This is a genomic window from Foliimonas ilicis, assembly GCF_039939195.1.
Taxonomy (GTDB): Bacteria; Pseudomonadota; Alphaproteobacteria; order Rhizobiales; family Rhizobiaceae; genus Foliimonas; species Foliimonas ilicis.
On record NZ_JBDUUH010000009.1, the window covers coordinates 33370 to 57361 of the forward strand.

At 59.2% G+C, this 23992-nt stretch carries 29 protein-coding genes and 1 tRNA gene; 14 read left to right on the top strand and 16 right to left on the bottom strand.

The features are described 5' to 3' along the window. The first annotated feature begins 99 nt into the window (after positions 1-99). The 3 genes from rpoN (at position 100) to ptsN (ending at position 2961) form a co-directional block, all read left to right on the top strand. Complete coding sequence (gene rpoN, locus ABFT80_RS18570) at positions 100-1617, top strand: RNA polymerase factor sigma-54 (RefSeq protein WP_347973424.1); 1518 nt, start codon at positions 100-102, stop codon at positions 1615-1617. A 232-nt stretch (positions 1618-1849) separates the two neighbouring features. Beyond that, positions 1850-2431 carry a ribosome hibernation-promoting factor, HPF/YfiA family gene (hpf, locus tag ABFT80_RS18575; protein ID WP_347973425.1) on the top strand — a complete coding sequence of 194 codons (582 nt, stop codon included), beginning with the start codon at positions 1850-1852 and terminating at the stop codon, positions 2429-2431. Positions 2432-2496: 65 nt separating this feature from the next. Beyond that, positions 2497-2961 (top strand): PTS IIA-like nitrogen regulatory protein PtsN, encoded by a 465-nt coding sequence (gene ptsN, locus ABFT80_RS18580; RefSeq protein ID WP_347973426.1) that lies wholly within the window; start codon positions 2497-2499, stop codon positions 2959-2961. A gap of 62 nt (positions 2962-3023) precedes the next feature. On the opposite strand, the gene ABFT80_RS18585 is transcribed toward ptsN, so the two are convergent. From ABFT80_RS18585 to ABFT80_RS18595, 3 genes are all read right to left on the bottom strand, one after another. Then, positions 3024-4100 carry a D-alanine--D-alanine ligase family protein gene (locus ABFT80_RS18585; protein ID WP_347973427.1) on the bottom strand — a complete coding sequence of 359 codons (1077 nt, stop codon included), beginning with the start codon at positions 4098-4100 and terminating at the stop codon, positions 3024-3026. A 126-nt stretch (positions 4101-4226) separates the two neighbouring features. After that, a complete protein-coding gene (locus ABFT80_RS18590; protein WP_347973428.1) occupies positions 4227-4481 on the bottom strand; it encodes a BQ00720 family protein in 255 nt (84 codons plus the stop codon). A gap of 70 nt (positions 4482-4551) precedes the next feature. Further along, positions 4552-4977: an Hsp20 family protein gene (locus tag ABFT80_RS18595; RefSeq protein ID WP_347973429.1), complete on the bottom strand. Its 426-nt coding sequence runs from the start codon at positions 4975-4977 to the stop codon at positions 4552-4554. A gap of 126 nt (positions 4978-5103) precedes the next feature. On the opposite strand from ABFT80_RS18595, the gene ABFT80_RS18600 reads away from it, so the two are divergent. Continuing rightward, positions 5104-6048, top strand: coding sequence for a nucleoside hydrolase (locus ABFT80_RS18600; RefSeq protein ID WP_347973430.1), 945 nt, complete (start codon positions 5104-5106; stop codon positions 6046-6048). Here ABFT80_RS18600 and ABFT80_RS18605 read toward each other — a convergent pair. Together ABFT80_RS18605 and ABFT80_RS18610 are read right to left on the bottom strand one after the other, a co-directional pair. Then, positions 6045-6944: a ribokinase gene (locus ABFT80_RS18605; protein ID WP_347973431.1), complete on the bottom strand. Its 900-nt coding sequence runs from the start codon at positions 6942-6944 to the stop codon at positions 6045-6047. The genes ABFT80_RS18600 and ABFT80_RS18605 overlap by 4 nt on opposite strands. A 100-nt stretch (positions 6945-7044) precedes the next feature. Next, on the bottom strand, positions 7045-7542 hold the full coding sequence (locus tag ABFT80_RS18610) for a DUF2244 domain-containing protein (protein ID WP_347973432.1): 498 nt from the start codon (positions 7540-7542) through the stop codon (positions 7045-7047). Between the two features lie 22 nt (positions 7543-7564). Here ABFT80_RS18610 and nth point away from each other — a divergent pair, with 22 nt between their 5' ends. Next, the gene (gene nth / locus ABFT80_RS18615; protein ID WP_347973433.1) at positions 7565-8323 is read left to right on the top strand and encodes an endonuclease III; all 759 of its coding nucleotides are present in this window, start codon (positions 7565-7567) and stop codon (positions 8321-8323) included. On the opposite strand, the gene ABFT80_RS18620 is transcribed toward nth, so the two are convergent. Next, positions 8324-8764: a DUF2214 family protein gene (locus tag ABFT80_RS18620; RefSeq protein WP_347973434.1), complete on the bottom strand. Its 441-nt coding sequence runs from the start codon at positions 8762-8764 to the stop codon at positions 8324-8326. It abuts the gene before it with no gap. Positions 8765-8876: 112 nt separating this feature from the next. Between ABFT80_RS18620 and ABFT80_RS18625 the strand changes: the two genes are divergently transcribed. After that, the gene (locus ABFT80_RS18625; protein WP_347973435.1) at positions 8877-9410 is read left to right on the top strand and encodes a GNAT family N-acetyltransferase; all 534 of its coding nucleotides are present in this window, start codon (positions 8877-8879) and stop codon (positions 9408-9410) included. On the opposite strand, the gene ABFT80_RS18630 is transcribed toward ABFT80_RS18625, so the two are convergent. The 4 genes from ABFT80_RS18630 to ABFT80_RS18645 all read right to left on the bottom strand — a co-directional run bounded on the left by ABFT80_RS18630 (position 9397) and on the right by ABFT80_RS18645 (position 12275). Then, the gene (locus tag ABFT80_RS18630; protein WP_347973436.1) at positions 9397-10077 is read right to left on the bottom strand and encodes an RES family NAD+ phosphorylase; all 681 of its coding nucleotides are present in this window, start codon (positions 10075-10077) and stop codon (positions 9397-9399) included. The genes ABFT80_RS18625 and ABFT80_RS18630 overlap by 14 nt on opposite strands. After that, positions 10074-10481: an antitoxin Xre-like helix-turn-helix domain-containing protein gene (locus ABFT80_RS18635; RefSeq protein ID WP_347973437.1), complete on the bottom strand. Its 408-nt coding sequence runs from the start codon at positions 10479-10481 to the stop codon at positions 10074-10076. Before ABFT80_RS18635 ends, ABFT80_RS18630 begins: the two co-directional genes overlap by 4 nt. A gap of 100 nt (positions 10482-10581) precedes the next feature. Continuing rightward, positions 10582-11859, bottom strand: coding sequence for a phosphopyruvate hydratase (gene eno, locus ABFT80_RS18640; RefSeq protein ID WP_347973438.1), 1278 nt, complete (start codon positions 11857-11859; stop codon positions 10582-10584). 161 nt (positions 11860-12020) lie between these two features. Continuing rightward, the gene (locus tag ABFT80_RS18645) at positions 12021-12275 is read right to left on the bottom strand and encodes a hypothetical protein (protein WP_347973439.1); all 255 of its coding nucleotides are present in this window, start codon (positions 12273-12275) and stop codon (positions 12021-12023) included. Between the two features lie 318 nt (positions 12276-12593). On the opposite strand from ABFT80_RS18645, the gene ABFT80_RS18650 reads away from it, so the two are divergent. The 5 genes from ABFT80_RS18650 to ABFT80_RS18670 all read left to right on the top strand — a co-directional run bounded on the left by ABFT80_RS18650 (position 12594) and on the right by ABFT80_RS18670 (position 17573). Further along, positions 12594-13901 (top strand): nucleotide sugar dehydrogenase, encoded by a 1308-nt coding sequence (locus ABFT80_RS18650; protein ID WP_347973619.1) that lies wholly within the window; start codon positions 12594-12596, stop codon positions 13899-13901. 1 nt (position 13902) lies between these two features. Continuing rightward, complete coding sequence (locus ABFT80_RS18655) at positions 13903-14964, top strand: Gfo/Idh/MocA family protein (RefSeq protein ID WP_347973440.1); 1062 nt, start codon at positions 13903-13905, stop codon at positions 14962-14964. Then, positions 14964-15524 carry an acyltransferase gene (locus ABFT80_RS18660; protein WP_347973441.1) on the top strand — a complete coding sequence of 187 codons (561 nt, stop codon included), beginning with the start codon at positions 14964-14966 and terminating at the stop codon, positions 15522-15524. Before ABFT80_RS18655 ends, ABFT80_RS18660 begins: the two co-directional genes overlap by 1 nt. After that, complete coding sequence (locus ABFT80_RS18665; protein ID WP_347973442.1) at positions 15521-16630, top strand: DegT/DnrJ/EryC1/StrS family aminotransferase; 1110 nt, start codon at positions 15521-15523, stop codon at positions 16628-16630. Before ABFT80_RS18660 ends, ABFT80_RS18665 begins: the two co-directional genes overlap by 4 nt. A 76-nt stretch (positions 16631-16706) precedes the next feature. Continuing rightward, complete coding sequence (locus ABFT80_RS18670) at positions 16707-17573, top strand: DUF937 domain-containing protein (RefSeq protein ID WP_347973443.1); 867 nt, start codon at positions 16707-16709, stop codon at positions 17571-17573. Between the two features lie 147 nt (positions 17574-17720). On the opposite strand, the gene ABFT80_RS18675 is transcribed toward ABFT80_RS18670, so the two are convergent. Further along, on the bottom strand, positions 17721-18011 hold the full coding sequence (locus ABFT80_RS18675; protein ID WP_347973444.1) for a DUF1127 domain-containing protein: 291 nt from the start codon (positions 18009-18011) through the stop codon (positions 17721-17723). 161 nt (positions 18012-18172) lie between these two features. Between ABFT80_RS18675 and ABFT80_RS18680 the strand changes: the two genes are divergently transcribed. After that, positions 18173-19129 carry a LysR substrate-binding domain-containing protein gene (locus tag ABFT80_RS18680; RefSeq protein ID WP_347973445.1) on the top strand — a complete coding sequence of 319 codons (957 nt, stop codon included), beginning with the start codon at positions 18173-18175 and terminating at the stop codon, positions 19127-19129. Positions 19130-19271: 142 nt separating this feature from the next. Here ABFT80_RS18680 and ABFT80_RS18685 read toward each other — a convergent pair whose 3' ends face one another. Then, positions 19272-19592, bottom strand: coding sequence for a DMT family transporter (locus ABFT80_RS18685; RefSeq protein ID WP_347973446.1), 321 nt, complete (start codon positions 19590-19592; stop codon positions 19272-19274). Further along, positions 19544-20221 (bottom strand): DMT family transporter, encoded by a 678-nt coding sequence (locus tag ABFT80_RS18690; protein ID WP_347973447.1) that lies wholly within the window; start codon positions 20219-20221, stop codon positions 19544-19546. The genes ABFT80_RS18685 and ABFT80_RS18690 overlap by 49 nt, the downstream gene beginning before the upstream one ends. Positions 20222-20347: 126 nt before the next feature. Here ABFT80_RS18690 and xseA point away from each other — a divergent pair, with 126 nt between their 5' ends. Continuing rightward, entirely contained in the window at positions 20348-21919 is a 1572-nt protein-coding gene (gene xseA / locus ABFT80_RS18695; protein WP_347973448.1) for an exodeoxyribonuclease VII large subunit, read from the top strand. A 26-nt stretch (positions 21920-21945) separates the two neighbouring features. Here xseA and ABFT80_RS18700 read toward each other — a convergent pair whose 3' ends face one another. Further along, positions 21946-22275, bottom strand: a complete 330-nt coding sequence (locus tag ABFT80_RS18700; RefSeq protein ID WP_347973449.1) for a TM2 domain-containing protein — start codon at positions 22273-22275, stop codon at positions 21946-21948. A 176-nt stretch (positions 22276-22451) separates the two neighbouring features. Here ABFT80_RS18700 and ABFT80_RS18705 point away from each other — a divergent pair, with 176 nt between their 5' ends. Further along, positions 22452-23126: a DUF1028 domain-containing protein gene (locus ABFT80_RS18705; protein ID WP_347973450.1), complete on the top strand. Its 675-nt coding sequence runs from the start codon at positions 22452-22454 to the stop codon at positions 23124-23126. A gap of 80 nt (positions 23127-23206) precedes the next feature. On the opposite strand, the gene ABFT80_RS18710 is transcribed toward ABFT80_RS18705, so the two are convergent. Beyond that, a tRNA-His gene (locus ABFT80_RS18710) sits at positions 23207-23283 on the bottom strand. Between the two features lie 229 nt (positions 23284-23512). Beyond that, positions 23513-23977 (bottom strand): phasin, encoded by a 465-nt coding sequence (locus ABFT80_RS18715; protein ID WP_347973451.1) that lies wholly within the window; start codon positions 23975-23977, stop codon positions 23513-23515. Positions 23978-23992 lie beyond the last annotated feature (15 nt).

Consider the following 23992-nt stretch of genomic DNA (forward strand, 5'->3'; position numbering starts at 1 on the left):
TGCTTGACAAGCAAAAGCTGGGCCAGTTTGTATTAGCGCAAAGAAAAATGCGTTCCGCGCGACGGAGCGCGGTGTAGAGTTACGGGGTGTCGTACCGGTATGTCGCTCGCGGCAAAACTTCAGCTTCGGCAATCGCAATCGCTTGTGATGACGCCCCAGCTCATGCAGTCGATCAAGCTGCTGCAGATGACGCATATGGAGCTGGAGCGCTTCGTCGAGGAAGAAATCGAGCGCAATCCGCTTGTCGAACGCGTCGATACGCGTGACGAACCGATCCTCGAACACACGGCAAAAGAGCCGATCTCTGAGCCGGGCGCGGATGCCGACTGGTTCGAAACAGACAACACGCTCAGTGCCGAAACCATGTCAGAGCGGTTCGATACGTCGCTGGAAAATGTCTTTCCCGACGATCCGGGCGTCTCGGAGCGTCTTGGCCCGGATCTGACCGCGCAGTGGAAATCGGCAGGCCAGTCCGGCAACGGGTTCGGTGATTTCGAGATGGAGGACATGGCGGCTGCGGCAGAAACGCTGCGCGACCATGTCGGCGCCCAGATCGCCTTTCTGACGCTTGATCGGCTTGAACGATTGATTGCCATCGACCTCATGGATTCGCTCGACGATGCGGGCTATTTCCGCAGCTCTCTGGAGGATGCGGCTGAAAGGCTGGGTGTCGATACGGGTCTGGTCGAGAAAGTCCTCGTAAAATGCCAAGCGCTTGATCCGGCAGGAATTTTCGCCCGCGATCTTGCAGAATGCATTTCCCTGCAGCTTGTGCGCCGCAACCGTTTCGATCCGGCGATGCGTGCGCTTGTCGATAATCTGGACCTTCTGGCGCGGCGGGATTTCGTCAGCCTGAAACGGATTTGCGGGGTGGATGAAGAAGATCTGCTCGACATGCTGGCCGAGATTCGTGCGCTCGACCCGCGCCCCGGCTCGGCGTTTTCAGGCGGTGTCGCAGAATCCGTGACGGCGGATGTCGAAGTTCGCGCCACGAATGAGGGCGGATGGGCGATCGAACTGAACGCCAGCGCGCTTCCCAAAGTGCTGGTCGATCAGGTTTATTTCACCACGGTTTCCGGCGCGGTCAAAAATCAGGCCGAAAAGGCTTTCCTGGCGGAGTGCATGCAGAATGCGAACTGGCTGACGCGAAGCCTCGATCAGCGCGCCAGAACGATTCTCAAAGTGGCGACCGAAATCGTCAAACAACAGGATGCGTTCCTGATGCATGGTATCAGGCATCTGCGCCCGCTCAACCTTCGCACCGTGGCCGATGCGATCGGCATGCATGAATCGACCGTCAGCCGCGTCACTGCAAATAAATATATGTTGACGCCGCGCGGCGTGTTCGAACTGCGCTATTTTTTCACGGCCTCGATCGCCGGAATGGAGGGCGCAGACGCGCATTCCTCGACGGCGGTGCGCGATCGCATCCGCGAAATGATCGAGCAGGAAGCGCAAAGCGACGTTCTGTCGGACGACGCGATTGTGGATATTCTCAAGAAAGGCGGCGTCGATATCGCACGCCGAACGGTCGCCAAGTATCGGGAAGGAATGAACATTCCCTCTTCGGTGCAGCGCCGGCGCGAAAAGCGTGCAGTTGCCATTGCCGCGGGGTGAACCTCCGGCTGTCCCGTGCGTTCATTGACAAGCGTTCGTGAAGTGACTAGAAGCCCGCCCGCATGGGATGGATTTTGAAATCCAGATGCTGAACGTCGTCGGGGAGACGGCTGTGACTAAGCTGAAAGTTCAACACTAAAATCGGCGAGAAATACGCCGTGAAGCTTGTGCGCGCCGGTCACCGGTATAAACTCGGACAGGTTTGAATCTGTACAGAAAGGTCAGTTTTCAGATGAGTCTTCGCATATCGGGAAAGCATATGGACATCGGCGATGCGTTTAGAACGCGCATCGAAGGGCGTATCGGGGAAGCCGTAGACAAGTATTTCGACGGCGGTTTTTCGGGCCACGTCACCGTCGTAAAAGAGGGCTCGCGTTTCTCTGCCGACTGCATGATCTATCTCGATACGGGCATGGCGTTGCAGGCAACAGGCCAGGGACAGGACGCGATACCCGCTTTCGACGCAGCCGCAGAGCGCTTTGAAAAGCGCCTTCGCCGCTACAAGAGAAAGCTGAAGTCGCATGGCTCGGGCGCCAATGGCGCACTGACCGACATCGCCTATACCGTCATGGCGGCTGTTGGCGATGACGAGGATGAGGTTGCGGAAGATTACGCACCGGCGATCGTTGCCGAGTCGACCGTCGCGCTCAAGACCATGTCTGTGGCCTCGGCAGTGATGGAACTGGATACGAAAGACAGCCCTGTCTTCGTGTTTCGCAATGCCGGTAATGACTCCGTCAACATCGTCTACCGTCGCTCGGACGGAAATATAGGTTGGATCGACCCTTCAACGGCAAAAACCGCTAAAGGGTAGCGCTTCCTGACAGAGCCGCGGGCGGGAGGACCGGCGGCGGCACTGGCAAAGCAGAGGATTTAGAAATGGATCTTAGTGATCTGATCGAGGCGCAGGCAATTCTGCCGGCCTTGAAGGCAAACTCAAAAAAACAACTCCTGCAGATGTTGGCCGAACGGGCCGCCGCCGTGACAGGAATTCCAGAGCGGGAAATCTTCGATACGATATTGCAGCGCGAACGGCTCGGCTCCACCGGCGTCGGCAATGGCATCGCCATTCCGCACGGCAAACTCTCCGGCGTGAAGCAGATCGTCGGCGTGTTCGCGCGGCTGGAATCGCCGGTCGATTTCGAGGCGCTGGACGATCAGCCGGTCGATCTCGTCTTCCTGCTTCTGGCACCGGAAGGTGCGGGAGCGGACCATCTGAAGGCATTGTCGCGGATCGCGCGCGTCCTGCGTGACAGCGATACGGTTGCCAAGGTGCGCGGCACGCGTGATGCGTCTGCAATCCATGCACTGCTTTCGGAAGCGCCTGCCTCAAACGCAGCGTAAGCAAAGCGACAACATCAAAAGCCGCCCATGAGCGATCACGGGCGGCTTTTGCATGAAGCGATCTATCGCGCAGCTCTGGCCAATGCGTGCTCCACAAGCAGGTCGATGATCCCGGCATAGGATACGCCGCTTGCTTCCATCGCTTTGGAGTACATGCTGATATTGGTGAAGCCCGGTATCGTGTTGATCTCGTTGATGAGGAATCGCATGTCGGGCCTCAGGAAAAAATCGACGCGGGCCATGCCGTCGCAGCCGATTGCCCTGAACGCCTTTGCGGCCACGCTGCGCATTGCGTCTTCGACATCGCCCGGAAGCTCCGCCGGAACTTTCAGAACGGCACCATCCGCATCGATATATTTTGCGTCATAGCTGTAGAATGCATGTGTCGAGGCCGAGACGATCTCGCCCGGTCGCGAAACGAACAATTCGCCATTCGCCTTTTCCAGAACGCTGAATTCGATCTCGCGGCCTTGAATGAATTCTTCCGCAAGCAGCTTGCGGTCATGCTTGAAGCCTTCAGTGAGTGCGGCTTCATATCCTTCTTCGCCAGTGATTTTGCTGACACCGACGGAGGAGCCCTGCCGGGCAGGTTTTACGAAGATCGGCAGGCCGAGCTTCTCCTTCAATTCGGCATAGCTCGGCACCGTGTCGGAATGAATGACGACCGAAAGTGCGTTGGGCACGCCTGCCTCAGTTAGCAGGCGCTTGGTGATGTCCTTGTCGTTTGCCGTCGCGGAGCCCAAAATCCCGCAGCCAACCAGCGGCACGCGCGCCACCTCGGCCAACCCCTGCACCGACCCATCCTCGCCATGCGGGCCGTGAAGCACCGGGAAAAGCATGTCGATCTGCAACTGGCCGCAGGCACCGCCGTCAGCGGGGATTGTCAGCATCCGGCCTTTGCCGCCGGGGATCAGCGAAACGGAGGTTCCGCTCTCCGGCTTCAGCAAAGCGCCGTTTTCATAGGCGCTTAAAAGCCATTCGCCGTTTTTCGTGACGAAAACGGGCAGTACATCGTATTTTTGAGGATCGATGGCGGGCACGACATTGGTTGCCGAAAGCACGGAAACATCATGTTCGGCAGAGCGTCCGCCGAAGAGAACCGCAATGCACGGTTTCGTATTGGTCGTGCTTTTTGTCATCGAAACATACACTCGCTATAGCGCGCAGCCTCAGCCGCGCTTTGCCGGATAAACCGACTTAAAAGCCATAGGAATGAACGTTTCGCAAATACGGGCACCCTTTTGAGGTGCCCGCTGCAAACTGGTTTAGTGGATGGCGACCGGTGTCAGATCGTTTTCCATCGCCCCGGCAAGGGCGCGGTCACGTTCATCCGACAAGAGGATCGGACGTCCATCCGCAGCGAAAAGAGCCCAAAGGCGCGTGCCGGACTCGATTTCCGGCAGGCCAGGGAATTTCACCTGGAGATCGTCGCTATCCATTTCGCGCAGATAAGCGACGGTTCCCTCGCCAAGATGGGCGAGATCGGACAGGGTAAATTCATGTGCTTCGTTATGTGTCATCTGAGCCTCCTTCTGCGGGGCGTCCTTGAGACCAACCCACCATAGAGCTGTTTGTTCCGGTGGGACTTTTTCAGTCTTTCACCGAAATGTTTATTTTTCGTACCAGTCTTTCCGATTCCGGCCGGTCGAGTTCGACGGACAGAAGTCCGTTCTTCAAATCGGCCGAAGTCACCCGCATTCCGTCCGCCAGCACGAAGGTTCGCTGGAACTGCCTTGCGGCGATGCCGCGATGCAGAAACTCGCGTTCCGTGTCGTCATTCTGGCGTCCGCGCACGACGAGCTGGTTTTCCTCGATGGTCACTTCGAGGTCGCTTTCGGCAAAACCGGCAACGGCCAGCGTAATGCGCAGCTTTTCCGTATTGCCTTCGTTTCCGCGCAGCCGTTCGATATTGTACGGAGGATAGGAATCGCCGGATTTCGCCAGGCGTTCCAAGGTCTTTTCCATTGCGTCGAACCCAAGTAGAAGCGGGCTCGAAAAGGTCGTCATACGGCTCATTTACGTGTCCTCTGAGAGCGACTTAGGGACAGACCCGGATGGCATCTTTCCCATGTCTGTTGATATGGTCGGTTGGAACGGCAAGTTCAAGTCTTTACAGCAAGAGCGGGAAACACGGGAAAAAGCATGGCTGAAGCGCAGAAAATAATCATCGACACCGACCCCGGCCAGGACGACGCGGTCGCCATATTGCTTGCGCTTGCAAGCCCCGAGCTCGAAATTCTGGGCATCACGGCAGTTGCAGGCAATGTGCCGCTGAAACTGACGGAAAATAATGCGCTGAAGATTTGCGAACTGGCCGGAAAGACTGACATCAAGGTCTATTCGGGTGCCGTTCGGCCGTTGCTGCGCGAACTGGTGACGGCGGAAGAAGTGCATGGCAAGACCGGCCTCGACGGTCCTGATCTGCCGGAACCGCAGATGAAGCTCCAGCCGCAATATGCCGTCGATTTCATCGTCGAGACATTGTTGGCGCATGAGGCAGGCACGGTGACGCTATGCCCGCTCGGACCGCTGACCAACATCGCTCTGGCGCTGCTGCGCGAGCCGAAAATCGCGCCGCGCATCAAGCAGATCGTGCTGATGGGCGGCGGATTTTTCGAAGGCGGAAACATCACGCCTGCCGCCGAATTCAACATATTCGTCGATCCGCATGCGGCGGACGTGGTGCTGAAATCCGGCGTGCCGATCGTCATGATGCCGTTGGACGTGACGCACAAGGCGCTGACGACCGCGCCGCGTGTCGCGGCGATCCGCGCGCTCGGCAACAAGGTTGGCACCGCAACGGCGGAAATGCTGGAGTTCTTCGAGCGCTTCGATGTTGAAAAATATGGGTCCGATGGCGGGCCGCTGCACGACCCATGTGTCATCGCCTATTTGCTGAAGCCAGAGCTTTTCAAGGGCAGGCTTTGCAATGTCACGGTCGAGATCGGTTCGGAACTCACAATGGGCATGACTGTGGTCGACTGGTGGGGTGTCACCAAGCGCCCGAAAAACGCGCAGGTCATGCGCGAGATCGACCATGACGGCTTCTTCGCGCTGCTGACCGAGCGGTTGGGACGGCTGAACTAAGCTTTCAGCGCGTCTTCCACGTCTTTTGCGAGCGGTATGGCCGGCTGTGCGCCGGGCTTCAGGCAGGCAAGCGAGCCTGCCGCCGCCGCGAAAGTGAGAGCGTCTTCAAGGCCCTTGCCCGCGGCCAGACCGGCTGCGAGGTAGCCGCAGAACGTGTCGCCCGCGCCCACCGTGTCGACAGGCGTGATGGGCAATGCAGCCACGCTGAACAGGCCATCCGGTGTCGAAGCCAGAACGCCTTCACCGCCCAGCGTCACCACGACGATGCGGCCTGTGGAAGCCGTGAAGGCTGCCATGCGCGCCTTGCGGTCTGCGCCTTTCAGCGACAATGCGTCGGCATAGATGTCGAACTCCGTCTCGTTGGCGACGACATAGTCGGCCTGCGAAATCAGTGCCGTGGCATCCTTGCGGGCGGGCGCGGTGTTGAGGATCGAGATAGCGCCTGCCTCGCGGGCTGCATTCAGAGCGGCTTCAACGCTTTCCAGCGGGATTTCATGCTGCAGAAGGACGATCTGGCCCTTTGCAAGCTGCGCGTTCTTTACATCGCCGGGCAGAACCGTGCCATTCGCGCCGGGCACGACCGCGATGACGTTTTCCCCGTCATCTGCCACCATGATTGAGGCGATGCCGGTTGCCGCATGCGTTTCGCGCACGGATGAAAGATCGATGCCCGCCTGCTTGAGCAGTTCAAGCGCGTCGGCAGCGAAGGAATCCTTGCCGACCGCACCCACCATACGCACCTGTGCGCCAGCGCGGGCAGCAGCCAGCGCCTGGTTGGCACCTTTGCCGCCAGGCGATGTCTTGAATTCGTGGCCGGGAACGGTTTCGCCGCCTTGCGGTATGCGCTCGACGGTCGCGATGAGATCGAGATTGATGGAACCGATGACTGTAATCACGAAAGCCTCACGCGCTGCAAAATCTGACGCTTGCCTATAGCGCGATTGCCTGGAGCGTGGCCAGAGCTAAGAGGTATGGGGAGGGTATTGGACGCAGTCCCTACCGTCCCTTTGCAGTCGCCAGTGCCCTTGAAAATGCCTTGGCAAAACTCTCGCGATCATCCGGATTCAGGAACCCGCCGATGCTGACGGCTTCATGCCCGCGCGATGTGACTTCCATCGACGTGATGCCGATCTCCGTGTGCCGGGCGACCGAAAAGCGCGACCAGAACGGATTGAAGTGATGCTGCACGGATTTGCCCGAAGGGGCAGTCTTGCGGATGTCGAGGCTGGTGCGGGAGAGGAAGACTTCTTCGCGGGCGCGGGCGGCGCGGTAATTTGCCCTGAACGCGATGTAGAGAAGCAGCACGTCCAGCCCGAAGAAGCCGAAAATCGGCCAAGCGCCATTAGCCAGAAAGATCGTGCCGGTGACGATCCAGCCGAAGGTCAGCGCGCCCATGAGAATGAGGAAGCCCTTGCGCCCGAGCGACCGGTACGGCGTCAAAAGCGCATGAAAAAAGGGCTCGTCAGGTGCGGCTATGGCGTTTGTCTCGCTCATGGTGAGTGATTATAGAAGGCGCATGAAAAATCCCAAGTCAAAACTGCGTGCGAAGCCTGCCGCGCGGCGCGCACCTCGATCCCGCTATACGCGGGCGGAAGTGCATGAGATTTTCCGGCGTTTCGAAGTACAGCGCCCGGAGCCCAAGGGCGAATTGGAGCATGTGAACGCCTTCACGCTTCTGGTCGCCGTCGTGCTTTCCGCGCAGGCGACCGATATCGGCGTCAACAAGGCGACGCGCGGGCTGTTCAAGGTCGCCGATACGCCGGAAAAAATGCTGGCGCTCGGCGAGGCCAAGGTCGGCGACTTCATCCGCACAATCGGCCTTTGGCGCAACAAGGCTAAGAACGTCATCGCTCTTTCGCAGGCTTTGATCGACGATTACGCGGGCGAGGTGCCGGGCAATCTCGATGCGCTGGTGAAACTGCCGGGGGTGGGGCGAAAGACTGCGAATGTCGTGCTCAACATGGCCTTCGGTCAGCCGACAATGGCGGTCGATACACATATTCTGCGCATCGGAAACCGCATCGGCCTGGCACCCGGAACAACCCCCGAACAGGTCGAGGACGAACTTGTTCGCATCATTCCTGCGGAATTCATGCGCCATGCGCATCACTGGCTGATTCTGCACGGCCGCTATGTCTGCAAGGCGCGCAAGCCGGAGTGTCCGATGTGTGTGATCGCAGATATTTGCAAGGCTGCGGAAAAGACGACCGACATCCCCGCACCGCTCGTGGAAATCGCGCCTATCGACGAGATCGCGGTCGCGGCTTCGCAGTAATCAGTAGCCGCGCGCCATCGCGGCTGCGAATACAAGGATGAGCACAAGGGCTAACATTTCAGCACGAAGGAATGCGCGCGCCCCGGCAATCTCCTTGTCCGGCACCATGTAGGCCGTGTCAGTCGCCGCCTTGCGCCAGCGCAGAATGCGCATCGTCGGGGCAATCGACAGCAGGCCGATGGCGGCAAAGGCGATCATCTTTGCCCAGAAGGTCGAATTGTAGACGTAAAACTCCCAGCCCTTCAGACCATAGACCACGCGGCATGCGCCAATGACGATAATTGCAGCGGCAAGACCACCGTAAACCGCATCTATGCGGGCGAGCACGGCGAGGTTCTTTCCGCCAAGGCCCGGCTTCATCAGAACCATCTCAGCCCCCAGAATGCCCGCCAGCGCGAAGACCAGAATGTGATGCAGGATTGCGAGAATAAGATCGGCCATGAAAATCGTCCCCCGAAAATTCCGCGTTCCAATCTCGCGCAGTTTCTTGACGAATGCCAGTTTTTCTCAAGCCGTGTTAATGGGCATTATTTGAATGGAATCGGATTATCTCATGCACGACAAAGCCCCGACCCTCGAAACAGCGCGCTTCATATTGCGTGCGCATGAACATGGCGATTTCGAAGCTTTTGCGGAGCTTTGGGCCGATCCGGTCGTGACACGCTTCATTCACGGCGGACCGCGCAGCCGCGATGAAAGCTGGCTGCGCTTTTTGCGCAATGGCGATCTTTGGAAGTTTCTGGGTTTCGGCTATTGGGCTGTCGAAGACAAGATGAGCGGGAAATTTGCCGGAACGGTTGGCTTTCAGGACATGAAGCGCGCCATGACGCCTTCAATCGAGGGTCTGCCGGAAATCGGCTGGGTTCTTGCGCCGGCCATCCATGGCAAGGGCGCGGCCACCGAGATCGTCGCAGCACTGGTCGCATGGAGCGATGCGGAACTGAGCGGGGAGAAAACCGTCTGCATAATCCGGCCGGAACATGGCGCATCAATGCGGGTGGCCGAAAAGAACGGCTATTTTCACAGAGAGATGGCAACATTCAATGACGCGCCGATTGTGCTACTGGAACGGCCTAGACGGTCGTGATCGTGTAGGCCGGACTGCCGTTCCAGACGAGCTTCCACCGCGCGGCGGGACGCACATTCTGCACGACATGCGGTTCAAATGCGACGAGACAGATGCCGCGCTTGCGGCGCGCAGACGGATAGATAAGCCCGCGCGCATTCTCGGCTCGTAGAGCGCGCGCCAGCGATTGCCCTTCGGGATAAGAAATCGCTGTATCGGGACCAAGACATGCAGGCTTCGGCGTGACTTTCCGCAGATCGTGAAAATCACCGATGAAGCCCGCGAGCAGTGCCTGATAGACGGCTTCATCCTCGAAGCGATTGATGTTCGCCAGTTCGCGCGTGCGATGAAATCCGACCTCGGCAAGCGCGGTCGCTTCATCGAAGGCTGCATACCACGCGCCGCGGTCGCCGCTGTTGAAGCGGTTACCCTCCGGCCGCGTGTAGGCGAAGGCGGCGTTGATATAGGTGCGGCCCCATGCGCGAAAGACGGTCTCGCGCGCGTCGAGCGAACCGACGCCGCTGCGTTCGGCGATCAGTCTGCGATTGGTCAGGCCCTCGATTTCTTCCAGTAGCTGCAATTCCTGGTCGTCATCGACCAGCGCTTTCAGCACAGGAGGTTTGTAATAGGCGGTCGAGATAAGGCGCACCGTTGCCGGCTCGGCAATCGCCGTGACGGGCAGGCTCATACGCCGCCCCGCAGCGCATCGACATAATCGCGCGTCTGCATGATTGCAGGCAGCCCGCCGTCGATCATGCGCGCCAACGGCCTGTGTCCGCCGAAATTCGCGCCCGCGTTCGGAAGCTGCACCCAATCATCCGCCAGCCTGTCGCTGAAATAAAGATGCAGTGCCTTGTAGAGGCCGACGACGCCGCTGATGCGCAGCATCTGGTCGCGCGAGAGCCGCCCCGACCAATTGCCTGCCTTGATGCGCGCCCATGTGCGCGGCGAAACATCGACAAGCTCGGCAGCCTCCTCGTTTCGCAGCTTCCATAAATCCGCAATGCGGGCATAGGCTTTCACCGCCACGCTTTCTGCGGTCTGCTGATCGACCGATCCGCGGTTTTCCAGAGTTTGCGATAAGTTTGCCATATGTCATTAAATATCATGCCAATTGGCCATATTCAAGATAAAGAAAAACGGGCTCCCGGTTTTCCGAAAGCCCGTTCTTTGAAGATACTGCGTTTTCGGCTTAACGCTTCAATGCAGTGCGGCCGCCATAACGCGCCTGCGAGCCGAGCTCTTCCTCGATGCGGATGAGCTGGTTGTACTTGGCGGTACGGTCCGAACGCGACAGCGAGCCGGTCTTGATCTGCCCGCAATTGGCCGCGACGGCGAGGTCGGCAATCGTCGAATCCTCGGTCTCGCCCGAACGGTGCGACATGACTGCGGTGTAGCCTGCCTTATGCGCCGTCTCGACCGAATCCAGAACTTCCGTCAGCGTGCCGATCTGGTTGACCTTGACGAGGATCGAGTTCGCATAGCCGCCCACGATGCCCTCGCGCAGGCGCACGACATTGGTGCAGAAGAGATCGTCGCCGACGAGCTGGCAGCTATCGCCGAACTTCTTGGTCGCGAGCTTCCAGCCTTCGATGTCGTCTTCGGCCAGACCGTCCTCAATCGAGACGATCGGGTAGCGCTTGACGAGATCGGCCAGATAATCGACCTGCTGCTCGATGGTGCGCTTAACGCCTTCGCCTTCATAATCGTAGACATTGTTCTTGAAGAACTCGCTGGAGGCGGGATCGAGCGCCAGAGCGATATCTTCGCCCGGCCGGTAGCCTGCCTTTTCGATGGCGCGCAGCACGAAGCCGATCGCCTCGTCAGCCGATTTGAGGTTCGGCGCAAAGCCGCCCTCGTCGCCGACATTGGTGTTGTGGCCGGCATCCTTCAGCGCCTTGCGCAGCGTGTGGAACACTTCCGAACCGATGCGCACGGCTTCGGCAAGTGTCGGCGCGCCGACCGGCATGATCATGAATTCCTGGAAGTCGATCGGATTGTCGGCATGGGCGCCGCCATTGATGATGTTCATCATCGGCACTGGAAGGGTGCGGGCATGCGCGCCGCCGACATAGCGGTAAAGCGGCAGGTTCGATGCTTCCGCGGCAGCCTTTGCGACCGCCAGCGAAACGCCGAGGATCGCGTTTGCGCCGAGGCGAGACTTGTTTTCGGTGCCGTCGAGCTCGATCATCGTCTCGTCGATTGCGATCTGGTCTTCAGCATCCATGCCGCCGATCGCATCGAACAATTCGCCATTGACGGCCTGAACGGCCTTCAGCACGCCCTTGCCCATATAGCGGCTCTTGTCTTCGTCGCGGCGCTCAACTGCCTCGTGAACGCCGGTGGAGGCGCCCGATGGCACGGCGGCGCGACCACGCGAGCCGTCTTCGAGAATGACATCCACCTCGACCGTCGGGTTGCCCCGGCTGTCCAGAATTTCACGACCCAGAATATTGATGATTGCGGTCATTGCCGTCAGCGCGCTCCGTGGAAGGGAGCCAGTCTTTTACATATAGCCCAGTCACGATCAAGGCTGGCGCGCCAGGTGAGTGCCGTTGCGGCACAAGCTTCGTGAAATTTGTGAAAGGCGAGCAGCAAAAAGGCGCACCGGCACGGCCTTGGGCAAGCACTTTACCGACAAGGGGTGGGCGAGCCTCTCCACCAGCGGAAAACCTGATAGCTCGCGGTAACCGCCAGAATGACAGCTACAACCGTCAAGGCGAGGATGGCCACCAATATGGTCTCGCCCCAGCCGCTCAACGGATCATTGCATTGAAATCCGCCAAAGCCAAAGGCGCAGAGACTTTTGGCCCATTGCCCGATGACGAACAGGGCGATTAGCGATGCGGCCAGCAGGCCAAGACTCATAATCGGAAAACGTCGCATGGATTGGGTCTCGAAGCGGCACATTTGTCAGTTTCTAGCCGTTGCGCCCCTTCGGCAAGGTAAAATCAGCATAGGAGGCCGATAAGCCCCAGACGTTCCCGGCGTGGGACGCTTACCATTCGATGAAGACTTTATGCCATTTGCAGATGCCGTAACCTGGCCTCTGGAGCGGTCCGGCCGCAGCCCGCGCCTTGACAGATCGGCCTTGTTCCAGCAAGGAACGCGGCGCGGGTTTGGCATACAAAACATATAGAAGCGACGCGGACCGAAAGCTGTCCGAGATTGCGCCTGGAGCGAGTTTTGACCGAAGCGACTGATATGAAGACCGACATTGTTGCGAAATTTCGTAACAAGCAGGCGGTGATTGGCATTGTGGGCCTTGGTTATGTCGGCCTGCCGCTCGTGCTGCGGTTCAGTGAAGTGGGCTACAAGGTGCTCGGCTTCGATATCGATCCTGAAAAGATCGAAAAGCTGCAAGCAGGCAAAAGCTATATCAAGCATATCGACGGCAACAAGATCGCCGAGGCATCCGCCAATGGTTTCGAGTGCACCGCCGATTTCGCGCGTGCGGCAGAGGCCGATGCGCTGATTCTATGCGTGCCGACGCCGCTCGATTCGCATCGCGAGCCGGATCTGCGCTTCGTGATCGATACGGTGGATTCCTTGGTTCCGCATTTGCGCGAAGGGCAGGTTCTGTCGCTGGAAAGCACGACCTATCCCGGCACGACCGACGAGGAACTTCTGCCGCGGGTTGAATCGCGCGGGTTCAAGGTCGGCGAGAATTTCTTCCTTATCTATTCGCCCGAGCGCGAAGATCCGGGCAACACGCAGTTTACGACGAGCACGATCCCGAAGATTTGTGGCGGCTACACGCCTGCGTGCCTCGACGTAGGCATGGCGCTTTATGGCGAGGTCATCGACCGGGTTGTTCCGGTTAGCTCGACGCGCGCTGCCGAACTGACCAAGCTTCTCGAAAACATTCACCGCGCGGTCAATATTGGTCTGGTCAACGAGATGAAGATCGTTGCCGACAAGATGGGCATCGACATTCACGAGGTCATTCGCGCGGCTGCAACCAAGCCGTTCGGCTTCGTGGCCTATTATCCGGGTCCGGGTCTCGGCGGTCACTGCATCCCGATCGACCCGTTCTATCTGACATGGAAAGCGCGCGAATATGGCGTGAACACACGCTTCATCGAGCTTGCCGGTGAAGTGAACTCCAACATGCCGGATTATGTCGTCGCCAAGCTGACGGAAGCGCTGAACGGCGCGCGCAAATCGGTTAACGGTACGTCGATCCTCGTTCTGGGCATCGCCTATAAGAAGAATGTCGACGACATGCGCGAGTCGCCATCCGTCGTGCTGATGGAAAAGCTTCAGGCGCTCGGCGCGACGGTCGCCTACAGCGATCCGCATGTGCCGGTGTTCCCGAAGCTGCGCGACCATGTTCATTTCGATCTGCAGAGCGTCGATCTGACGGCGGAATCGCTTGCCAAGTATGATTGTGTGCTGCTGGCGACCGATCACGACAGCTACGACTACGAACTCATCAAGGCGAATGCGCGACTTCTGGTCGATACACGCGGACGCTATCTCGACCCAGCCGATAATATCGTAAAGGCCTGATATGAGACATTTTGGTTCACCGGTTTCCGGCCGCAAGGTCCGTTTTGCGCTCGTGGGCGCAGGCCGCATCGCGCAAAACCATTTCGCTGCAATCGCCAAACATGGCGACCGTGCTGAAGTCGTAGACATCTGTGATGTCGACCCAAAGGCGGTTGCTGCCGGGTGCGAGACGACGGGTGCCGCCGGGCATTCGAATCTCAGCGACCTTCTCGAAAAGACCAATGCCGATGCCGTCATCCTGACGACGCCGAGCGGCCTGCATGCAGACCAGACGAAGGCGATTGCGGCTGCTGGCCGCCACGTCATCACCGAAAAGCCGATGGCGACGCGCTGGCACGATGGTTTGAGCATGGTGAAGGCCTGCGACGAGGCCAATGTGCGTCTGTTCGTGGTCAAGCAGAACCGCCGCAATGCGACGCTGCAATTGTTGAAGCGCGCCGTGGAGCAGGGCCGTTTCGGCCGCATCTACATGGTCAATATCAACGTCTTCTGGACGCGCCCGCAGGAATATTACGACAGCGCAGCATGGCGCGGCACCTGGGAATATGATGGCGGCGCCTTCATGAATCAGGCGAGCCATTATGTCGATCTTCTGGATTGGCTAATTGGCCCGATCGAAAGCCTGCAGGCTTATACAGGCACGCTCGCCCGCAATATCGAAGTCGAGGATACCGGCGTCGTCAGCGTGCGCTGGCGTTCGGGTGCGATGGGTTCGATGAATGTCACGATGCTGACCTATCCGAAGAACCTCGAAGGCAGCATCACCATCATCGGTGAAAAAGGCACCGTGCGGGTCGGCGGCGTTGCCGTCAACGAAATCCAGCATTGGGAATTTTCCGAGCCGCATGCCGACGACGAGAAGCTCGCCGGCGCAAGCTATGAGACGACATCGGTCTACGGCTTCGGCCACCCGCTCTACTACGACAATGTCATCAAGGTGCTGAAGGGCGAGGCTGAGCCGGAAACGGATGGCCGCGAAGGGCTGAAAAGCCTTGAAACGCTGATCGCGACCTATCTTTCGGCGCGCGACGGACGGCGGGTCAGCCTGCCGCTGGATTATTGATGGGCGTCAACATTCACCCAACGGCAATCGTCGATGAGGGCGCCGAACTCGGCGAAGGCACCCGCGTCTGGCATTGGGTCCATGTCAGCGCAAAGGCCAGGATCGGCGAGAAATGCTCGCTCGGCCAAGGCGTCTATGTCGGCAACGATGTTGTCATCGGCAACAATGTGAAGATCCAGAACAATGTCTCGGTCTACGATGCGGTAACGCTCGAAGACGACGTGTTCTGCGGCCCCAGCATGGTCTTCACCAATGTCTACAATCCGCGGGCGGCCATCATTCGCAAGAATGAGTATCGCCCGACGCTGGTGAAAAAGGGTGCGACGCTTGGCGCGAATTGCACCATCGTTTGCGGCGCGACGATCGGGCGGTTCGCCTTTGTCGCGGCGGGCGCGGTGGTCAACCGCGACGTACCGGATCATGCATTGATGGCTGGCGTTCCGGCGCGGCGCATCGGCTGGATGTGCGAAACGGGCACGCGCCTGAAAGGCACCGGCATCGTCACCAGCGAAGCTGGCCTGAAATACGAAATCACAGAAGATAGCTGCAGGCGGATATGACCGGCAAAATCGAATTCATCGACCTGAAATCGCAATACAAGGCGCTCAAGGACAATATCGACGCGCGCATCCATAAGGTGCTGGACCATGGCCAGTACATTATGGGCGCGGAAGTGCGCGAGCTGGAAGAGCGGCTGGCAGCCTATGTCGGCGTCAAACATTGCATCACGGTTGCCTCCGGCACCGAGGCGCTGCTGATCGCGCTGATGGCACTGGACATCAAGGCTGGCGATGAAGTCATCACCACGCCGTTTACTTTTGCGGCGACTGCCGAAGTCATCGCGCTGGTCGGCGCGACGCCGGTTTTCGTCGATGTCGAGCCGGACACCTGCAACATCGACGCCAGCCTGATCGAAGCGGCAATCACCGACAAGACGCGCGCCATCATGCCCGTCTCGCTCTACGGCCAGCCAGCCGACATGGAAGAGATCGGCGCGATTGCCGCAAAGCACGGCCTGCCGGTGATCGACGACGCGGCGCAGAGCTTCGGCGCAACCTACCGCGACGACAAAAGCTGCGGCCTGACGACGATCGGCTGCACCAGCTTTTTCCCAAGCAAGCCGCTCGGCTGCTACGGCGACGGCGGCGCGATTTTCACCAATGACGATGCGCTGGCAACAGCGATGCGCGAAATTCGCGTCCACGGCCAGGAACGCCGCTATTACCATACGCGCGTCGGCGTCGGTGGACGCATGGACACGCTGCAATGCGCGGTGCTGCTCGGAAAGCTCGACAATTTCGATTGGGAAGTGGAGCAGCGCCTCGCAGCGGGCCAGCGCTACATCGACATGCTGGCAGGTTCGAATGCCGTCGTTGCGCCGGTCGTGCGCAGCGACCGCACTTGCGTCTGGGCGCAGTTCACCGTTCAGGTACCGGACCGCGATGCGGTTGTGAAGGCGCTTGGCGACAATGGCATACCAACCGCCATCCACTATCCGGTGCCGCTGCATTTCCAGCCGGCCTACAAGGATGCATGCCGCATTTCCGGCTCGCTCACCAATGCCGAGCATGTCGCGACGCGCGTTCTGAGCCTGCCTTTGCACCCTTACATCGAGGCGGAAACGCAGCAGAAAATCATCGACGCTTTGCTCGCCACGCAGTCCTGAAAACGCGCAACAGCGTTCTGGAAAGCACAAAACATTTGGAGTAGGCTTCTCGTCTAAATTTACAGGCGAGGATAAAATGCTCCCATTGTTCGACATGCTGGCGAATGCACAGAATGGTAACGGGCTGGAGGCGTTGTCGCGCCAGTTCGGCTTGTCTCAGAAACAAACGCAATCGGCCGTCGAGGCCTTGCTGCCCGCCTTTTCACAGGGCCTCAGGCGCAACACCGCCGATCCATACGGCATGGGCTCCTTCGTCACTGCGATGGCCAGCGGCCAGCATGCGAAGTATTTCGAAGACGCCGGAAAGGCCTTCTCGCCATCAGGTGTCGAAGAAGGCAATGGCATTCTCGGCCATCTCTTCGGCTCGAAGGATTTGAGCCGCGCGGTTGCCGGGCAGGCTGCGCAGGCAACCGGCATCGGCCAGGACGTGCTGAAGCAGATGCTGCCGGTTATCGCATCGATGATCATGGGCGGGCTTTTCAAGCAATCCACCAATCAGGCGCAGGCAGGCGGTTTCGGCGGCAGCGGCAATCCGCTGGGCGAAATCATAGAACAGATGATGCGCCAGGGCGGTGGCGGTGCGGCCCCTCAGCAGCAGCAATCGGCTCCGGCGGAAAATCCGTTTGGCAAAATGCTGCAGGACATGTTCGGCGGCGGCACTCCCGGTGCGCCACAGCGCCAGCCGCAAGGCCAGAGCCCTTACGGCGAAAATCCGCTGGGAAAAATCTTTGAGGACATGCTTGGCGGCGGCAGGGCACAGCCGACGCCCGAACCGCAGCCGCAGACACGCAGCGAGCCTAGTCCGAGCGGGCGGGCAAAGAACCCTTATGATGATCTGTTCGGGCAGATGTTCGACACCGGACGCAAGCAGCGCGACGATTATCAGCAAGGCATGGAATCGATCTTCGATCAGTTCACCAAGGGCATGGATCGTCGGCGCTAAAGAGCAATTCCAGGAAAAGTGTGAGCAGTTTTCCGTTCGGAATTGCGAAAAAGAACTTTGCACGCAAAGAAAATGCCCGGTCCAGAGGACCGGGCAGTGCGCAGGCCGGGCCGGAATGGGGAGCCGGCGTGGGAATGGCCTGCGAAATCAGGAAACGCGTCGCGCCATATTCTCGATCATGCTGATCCGTTCCTCGGCCAAAACGCCGAGCTTGACGGTCGGATCGGTGCCGAAGGGCGACTGCAGCGCGACGAGAAGATCGGTTCTGACGAGACCAATGTCAGCAAGTTCCGCATCGGACATTTCGCCAAGCCGGTAGAATTGACGTCGATTTTTAATCGCACGGAGAAAATTCACGACGCCGCTTACAAATCGCGCCGCAAATGCCGGACGCGTCGTCCCATGCATGGTTGCCATTGCGTGATTGAGGGCCGCCATTTCATTTCTCCTTGAAAAGCATAGCCATCCGCAGCGCTGTTGCGCTGCCGGTAGGGCATTCGCCGGGGTTTTTAGTAACAACCAGAATATGCCATCGGCTGATTGATTAATCCAACGAATGTTTCTAATGTTTAGCATCAACATCAATGATGGATGGCGTCATGTCCGCTCCTCTCGATCTCGATCAACTCCAGACATTCATCGCAATTGCCGATACAGGCAGCTTCACACGCGCCGCTGAAGGCGTGCACCGGACGCAGTCGGCAGTCTCCATGCAGATGCGCCGGCTGGAAGATCGCATCGGCAAGCCGCTGTTCGAAAAGGATGGCCGCACGAACAGGCTCACCGAGGAGGGCGAGAAGCTGCTTTCCTATGCGCGCCGCCTGCTCCATCTGAACCGCGAAACGCTGGCGGCTTTCGACGACCGGCGCCTGGAAGGCACGATCAGGATCGGCACGCCAGACGATTATGCCGACCGCTTCCTGCCCGAAATCATGGCGCGCTTCACCCGCTCCAACCCGCGGGTCGAGTTGACCGTTATCTGCGAGCCTACATTCAATCTCGTCGAGCACATCAAGCGCGGTCATCTGGACCTTGCTCTGGTCACGCATGACGGAACCAAGGGGCAGTCGGAGGTGGTGCGCCGCGAGCCGCTGCTTTGGGTCAGCTCGGCAAACCACGCGACGCATGAACAGCCGCTTCTGCCGCTGGCTTTCGGCCGCCCGACCTGCATATGGCGGCGTGCCGCCTGCGATCAGCTCGACCAGATGAACCGCGAATACCGCATTCTGTTTTCAAGCTGGTCGGCAACCGTCATCACCGCCGCAGTCATGGCCGGTCTGGCGATTTCCGTGCTGCCGGAATGCGCGCTGCGTCCTGGCATGCGTGTACTGGGCGAGGCAGATGGTTTCGGCGCCCTACCCGATTGCAAGATCGGCATCATGCGCGGCCACACCTCGCAGCCCGAGCTCGTAGACGCACTGGCTCGGCATATTTCCGAAAGCCTGGACAACATCTCCGTGCCGGTGGTCGAGGATACGGGCACTTTCGATTTTGCAGCACTCGGCGCGATCAAGGGCAGGCGGCTGAAGCCCAGCCACATCATGCCCGGCTGGTAAGAGACCGCTTGCAAATTCTACCCTGCCGGCCATCTGACGCAGTTTTCTGCGCTTCCGGTGCTCACGTACTTTATGTACGCTCCGCTCCGGTTCTCGAAAACCACGCCATATGACTCGCCAGGGCGAATTATCAAACGGTCTCTTAGCGCTTTCCGCGAATGACGAGCACATTGCCTGCTGCGACGAAGGCCAGGCCGGCAATCGCGTAAGGTGTCCAGACATAGCCTTCCATCACGGTCGAAACGAGAAGGGCTGCAATCGGGAACATGACGGTGGCATAGCCAGCGCGCGCTGCGCCGATGCGTCCGACCAGCGTCAGATAGGCTGCGAATGCAGCCACGGTCGAGACGGTTGCCAGGAACAGCAGTGATCCAAGATAGGTCACGGTAGGCTCGATGATGAAGGGCTTTCCCATCAGAAACGCCAGAAGCGCCGACCAGATCGTGCCGTAGAGCATGCCCATGCATTCATCGAAATGAGCGGCAGGCCGCGCTTTTGCGCCGATGCTGAAACGAGATTGCCGAGGCAGAAGCAGAATGTTCCGCATATGCACAAAATCAGCCCGGTAAGCGTGCCGCCAGAAAGCCCGTGCGCTGCAATCTCCGGCAGGAACATCAACGCAATACCGGAAAAGCCGATCAACCCGCCAAGCAGAATGCGCGGCGACGGCCGCTCCCGCATGATGACTGCGCCGAGCAGCATGTTGATGACCGATGCCAGCGAAAACACGACGGATAGCAGCCCGCTGACCAGATAAAGCGCGCCGTGATAGAAAAAGACGAAATTGGTCGAGAAGATCAGCATGCCGAGGCCAAGGAAGCGCAGATGGTCGGCGCGCCCGAAGCGCAATTGGCGCCCGCTGACGATCACCCAGCCGAACATCAGGATGGTTGCTATGCTGAAGCGCCAGACCAGATTGACCTCCGGCGAGACGACGCCGACCTGCAACGATATCGCGAACCAGGAAACGCTCCATGTCAGAACGGTCAGCGCGTAGAGGCCGTAGTCGGTAGCCTCGAATGCATGGTCGTTTCCAACCGGGCGAACGGGCTTTGCGGGAACTGGTTCGTCAGGTGTTGAAGCGGCGCTCATGGGCGGACTTAATGCGAGTGCTGAGCGCTTGTCGAACCAAATGTTCTGATGCACCCATTGCAAAGGGCGATGGATAAGACCCGCTGCGCACTTGATTTTCAACGCCCGAAGCGGCCCTATCGAACCATGACGGATACGAGCATCGAATCGAAGACCAACGCCGCGGAATTCACCGTAAGCGAAATTTCCGGCGCGCTGAAACGCACTGTCGAAGACGCTTTCGGCAATGTGCGCGTGCGCGGCGAGATTTCGGGCTATCGCGGGCCGCATTCTTCGGGTCATGCCTATTTCGCGCTGAAGGACGACCGGGCGCGGCTGGAAGCCGTGATCTGGAAGGGCACGATGAGCAAGCTGCGCTTTCGCCCCGAAGAGGGCATGGAGGTCATCGCCAACGGCAAGCTGACGACCTATCCGGGCTCGTCGAAATACCAGATCGTCATCGACAATCTCGAACCGGCAGGCGCGGGCGCGCTTATGGCCCTGCTGGAAGAGCGCAAGCGCAAGCTCGCCGCCGAAGGGCTTTTCGAGGCGTCGCGTAAACAGCTTCTGCCGTTCATGCCGCGTGTCATCGGCGTGGTCACGTCGCCGACCGGCGCTGTCATTCGCGACATCATCCACCGCATCAAGGACCGTTTTCCGCTTCATGTGCTTGTCTGGCCGGTGCGGGTGCAGGGCGAAACGTCCGGGCCGGAAGTGGCCGCTGCCGTCGATGGTTTCAACGCGCTCGGGCAGGCCGGATCGATCCCGCTGCCGGATGTGCTGATCGTCGCGCGCGGCGGCGGCAGCCTTGAGGATTTGTGGGGCTTCAACGACGAGGCGCTGGCGCGCGCCGTGGCCGCGTCGCACATCCCGGTCATTTCGGCGGTCGGCCACGAGACGGACTGGACGCTGATCGATCTTGTTGCCGACCGGCGCGCGCCGACGCCGACTGGTGCCGCCGAAATGGCTGTGCCGGTGCGGGCCGAACTGGAAGCGACGCTTTCCAGCCTCTCGGCGCGGCTACGCGGCTGCATGTCGCGATTGCATGAAAAACGCACGCAGGCATTGCGCGCCGCTGGCCGCGCGCTGCCATCCGCCGACCAGCTTCTGGCTTTGCCGCGCAGGCATTTCGACGAGACGACGGCGCGGTTTTCCCGCGCACTGCTGGTCAATACGGAAAAGAAACGCGCGCGGCTGAACGGCGTACGCTTGACGACGGCAATGCTATCGCGCCGCATCGCCGAGACGCGCCGCTCGCTCGATCGGGACATGACCCGCGCGCAAGCCGGTCTGCGCGCCATTCTGCGCGAGCGCCGCGCACATTTCTCCCGCTCTGCCAGCCGCGTTGGGGCTGAACCACTTATGCGCAGGCAGATTGTTTTAAGGGATTCGCTGGCTGCCCTGCAGCAGCGCGGCGACCGCTCGATCGCGGTTCGGCTGGAGCGGTTCCGCGGACGCTCGACGCAGGCCGAGCGGCTTCTGGCAACACTCTCGCACCGCTCGATTCTGGAGCGCGGCTTCGCACTCGTAACAGATGCCGAAGGCAGTCTGATCAAGCGCGCGGCGGAAGTGAAGCCGGGCGCCGAGCTAACCATCCAGTTTGCAGATGGGGACGCGCAAGCCATCGGCGGCGCGAGCGATGCTGTCTCTGAGCGGCCGAAACCGCAGCCACGTCCAGCGAAGCCGCGCAATCCGGGCGGGCAGGGCCAGCTTTTCTAACGCCTACCGCTACAGCCGTCTTGATACTAGTTGGTGCCCGCTAGAGCGCGAAATCCAAGGGCCTGCCGGACTTTTTCTTTCTGCTGCTGGATCATTCCGGGGATGAGAAACGCGTCGATCAGCGCCCAGATTCCGACAATTATCAGCAAGAGCATGCCGACGCCGAGAACAAGCGTCAGCCATCCGAGAATGAACAGAACTGCCATGACGATGCCGCTGCCGGTGCGTCCGAGATAGAAACGGTGGCCGCCCAGGCCACCCAGAAAAACCCAGAGAAGATATGCCGCGCCGGTAGATTTCGCTTCGTTTGCGACGCGCTGCTCGATCAGAATCTGCTGTTCTGTAGAAAGTGCCATGATGTTCCCCCAAACCTCGAAGCTATCTTGCAGAGGGTAAGAAATCAGTCAACTGGCACGTCGGTTCACAATGGGTGGATTGGAGTTTACCCGCAGCTCGGTCCAGCGCAGGGAACTGTGAGAGAGTAGTGCCGTTTCGTCTCAGGCGTATCGCGCGCGCAAACTCAAGAGGCCTCATGACACTTTCAATCATCGCATTGTGTGAGAAAACGGGACATTTCGGGATTGCGGCAGCAACTGCCGTTCCGGCTGTGGGAAAATTGCTGACACATGCCGCGCCACGGATTGGTGCGGTTGCTACGCAGGGATTGTTGAATCCCTACCTTGGGATCGATGGCATTCGCCTTCTGGAAGATGGTCGAAGTGCCGAAGAAGTCGTGAAGGAATTGAGTGAAGCCGACGAGCTGGCGGAGCGCCGGCAGTTTGCGGTGATCGACGCACAGGGGCAAACCGCCGTGTGGACAGGCGATGGATGCAAAGACTGGGCAGGTTCGATTTCAGGAAATGGATTTAGTGTTCAAGGCAATCGTCTGACCGGCCGCGACGTGGTCGATAAATCCGCAAAACGTTTCGAAGATTTGCAGGATATGCCGTTGATCGAAGGGCTCATTGAGGCCCTCGCAGTCGGGATTACTGACGGCGGGGACAGGCTTGGAGAGCGTTCGGCGACGATCTACATCGTTGCCGAAGAGGAATATCCGCTTTGGGATATCCGGGTCGATGACCATGACAATCCGATAGCGGAACTCAGACGCTTGCAGAAAGTGTTCGCAAAAGATTTGCTGCCTCACATCAAGCAGATGCCGTCGCGCGACCACCCGCGAGGCGAGCCCGGCGATTACGATGTCTGATGGACGTATCCATGAAGTGGATTGCGCAGAGGAGGCTTCGCCTCGATTGCTGTGCTGCTGATTTTGCTACTGAAATCAGATGGTACGGTTGGGTGGGCTTGAACCACCGACCTCCGGATCCACAATCCGGCGCTCTAACCAACTGAGCTACAACCGCAAGCCTTAGTCTGGCGAAGCGTCAATACGGGCTATTGCCGGAGATTTCAAGCCATTTGGTCAAGACATTTATCGGGGTGTGGATATGCCGCCAAATGGACAAGAAAAAAGCCGGCGGGAGGAGGTGCCGGCTTTTTCCTTTTTGTAGCCAGCGGGAGGAGGTGCTGGCCGCTCGCCCTGAAGGCAGTGGGAGGAGGATACTGTCTTCAGGGTATTTGTGAGGTCGCTGATTAAGCGGCCTTGTATTCCTTGAACGTCTTTTCGAAAACGTCCTTGATCGGCTTCGAGACGTCTTCAGCAGCCTTGCTGGAAACGGTCTGGAATTCCTTGGCCTGCTCGACCGTCTGTTCGAAACCCTTGCGGATGAAGGCGGTCTGAAGTTCGAAAACTTCCGAAAGCGACTTCGCGCCGACCAGAGCTTCAAGATGCGAGAAGCCGGCTTCGGCGTTGACGCGCAGTGCAGCGATGGTCTTCAGCGAAAGCTCCGAACCGGCGCTCTTGGCAGATTCAAAGGAAGTCTCGAAGGCCTTCTGGGTGCTTTCGGCACCGGTCTTGATCTTCGAATAAGCTTCCTTGGACTGCTCTACGCCCTTTTCGGCGAAAGCACGGAACTGGTCGGTGGCCTTCGAAGCGTCGAAGGTCGGGAACTCTACGTTTTCTGCGAATTCGGCATTCTTCGTTGCGGTCTTGGACATTTTCCATCCTCTCTT

What these genes read in the sequence shown, in the direction of transcription:
- ABFT80_RS18650 (WP_347973619.1), top strand. Translation starts at nt 12,594, where the DNA reads ATGAAGACCGACATTGTTGCGAAATTTCGTAACAAGCAGGCGGTGATT.
- ABFT80_RS18665 (WP_347973442.1), top strand. Translation starts at nt 15,521, where the DNA reads ATGACCGGCAAAATCGAATTCATCGACCTGAAATCGCAATACAAGGCG.
- ABFT80_RS18620 (WP_347973434.1), bottom strand. Translation starts at nt 8,764, where the DNA reads ATGGCCGATCTTATTCTCGCAATCCTGCATCACATTCTGGTCTTCGCG.
- ABFT80_RS18645 (WP_347973439.1), bottom strand. Translation starts at nt 12,275, where the DNA reads ATGCGACGTTTTCCGATTATGAGTCTTGGCCTGCTGGCCGCATCGCTA.
- ABFT80_RS18700 (WP_347973449.1), bottom strand. Translation starts at nt 22,275, where the DNA reads ATGGCACTTTCTACAGAACAGCAGATTCTGATCGAGCAGCGCGTCGCA.
- ABFT80_RS18590 (WP_347973428.1), bottom strand. Translation starts at nt 4,481, where the DNA reads ATGACACATAACGAAGCACATGAATTTACCCTGTCCGATCTCGCCCAT.
- ABFT80_RS18660 (WP_347973441.1), top strand. Translation starts at nt 14,964, where the DNA reads ATGGGCGTCAACATTCACCCAACGGCAATCGTCGATGAGGGCGCCGAA.
- hpf (WP_347973425.1), top strand. Translation starts at nt 1,850, where the DNA reads ATGAGTCTTCGCATATCGGGAAAGCATATGGACATCGGCGATGCGTTT.
- ABFT80_RS18630 (WP_347973436.1), bottom strand. Translation starts at nt 10,077, where the DNA reads ATGAGCCTGCCCGTCACGGCGATTGCCGAGCCGGCAACGGTGCGCCTT.
- eno (WP_347973438.1), bottom strand. Translation starts at nt 11,859, where the DNA reads ATGACCGCAATCATCAATATTCTGGGTCGTGAAATTCTGGACAGCCGG.
- ABFT80_RS18610 (WP_347973432.1), bottom strand. Translation starts at nt 7,542, where the DNA reads ATGAGCGAGACAAACGCCATAGCCGCACCTGACGAGCCCTTTTTTCAT.
- ptsN (WP_347973426.1), top strand. Translation starts at nt 2,497, where the DNA reads ATGGATCTTAGTGATCTGATCGAGGCGCAGGCAATTCTGCCGGCCTTG.
- ABFT80_RS18600 (WP_347973430.1), top strand. Translation starts at nt 5,104, where the DNA reads ATGGCTGAAGCGCAGAAAATAATCATCGACACCGACCCCGGCCAGGAC.
- ABFT80_RS18680 (WP_347973445.1), top strand. Translation starts at nt 18,173, where the DNA reads ATGTCCGCTCCTCTCGATCTCGATCAACTCCAGACATTCATCGCAATT.
- ABFT80_RS18670 (WP_347973443.1), top strand. Translation starts at nt 16,707, where the DNA reads ATGCTCCCATTGTTCGACATGCTGGCGAATGCACAGAATGGTAACGGG.
- ABFT80_RS18625 (WP_347973435.1), top strand. Translation starts at nt 8,877, where the DNA reads ATGCACGACAAAGCCCCGACCCTCGAAACAGCGCGCTTCATATTGCGT.
- nth (WP_347973433.1), top strand. Translation starts at nt 7,565, where the DNA reads ATGAAAAATCCCAAGTCAAAACTGCGTGCGAAGCCTGCCGCGCGGCGC.
- ABFT80_RS18705 (WP_347973450.1), top strand. Translation starts at nt 22,452, where the DNA reads ATGACACTTTCAATCATCGCATTGTGTGAGAAAACGGGACATTTCGGG.
- ABFT80_RS18585 (WP_347973427.1), bottom strand. Translation starts at nt 4,100, where the DNA reads ATGACAAAAAGCACGACCAATACGAAACCGTGCATTGCGGTTCTCTTC.
- rpoN (WP_347973424.1), top strand. Translation starts at nt 100, where the DNA reads ATGTCGCTCGCGGCAAAACTTCAGCTTCGGCAATCGCAATCGCTTGTG.
- xseA (WP_347973448.1), top strand. Translation starts at nt 20,348, where the DNA reads ATGACGGATACGAGCATCGAATCGAAGACCAACGCCGCGGAATTCACC.
- ABFT80_RS18655 (WP_347973440.1), top strand. Translation starts at nt 13,903, where the DNA reads ATGAGACATTTTGGTTCACCGGTTTCCGGCCGCAAGGTCCGTTTTGCG.
- ABFT80_RS18675 (WP_347973444.1), bottom strand. Translation starts at nt 18,011, where the DNA reads ATGGCGGCCCTCAATCACGCAATGGCAACCATGCATGGGACGACGCGT.
- ABFT80_RS18635 (WP_347973437.1), bottom strand. Translation starts at nt 10,481, where the DNA reads ATGGCAAACTTATCGCAAACTCTGGAAAACCGCGGATCGGTCGATCAG.
- ABFT80_RS18690 (WP_347973447.1), bottom strand. Translation starts at nt 20,221, where the DNA reads ATGAGCGCCGCTTCAACACCTGACGAACCAGTTCCCGCAAAGCCCGTT.
- ABFT80_RS18715 (WP_347973451.1), bottom strand. Translation starts at nt 23,977, where the DNA reads ATGTCCAAGACCGCAACGAAGAATGCCGAATTCGCAGAAAACGTAGAG.
- ABFT80_RS18595 (WP_347973429.1), bottom strand. Translation starts at nt 4,977, where the DNA reads ATGAGCCGTATGACGACCTTTTCGAGCCCGCTTCTACTTGGGTTCGAC.
- ABFT80_RS18685 (WP_347973446.1), bottom strand. Translation starts at nt 19,592, where the DNA reads ATGGGCATGCTCTACGGCACGATCTGGTCGGCGCTTCTGGCGTTTCTG.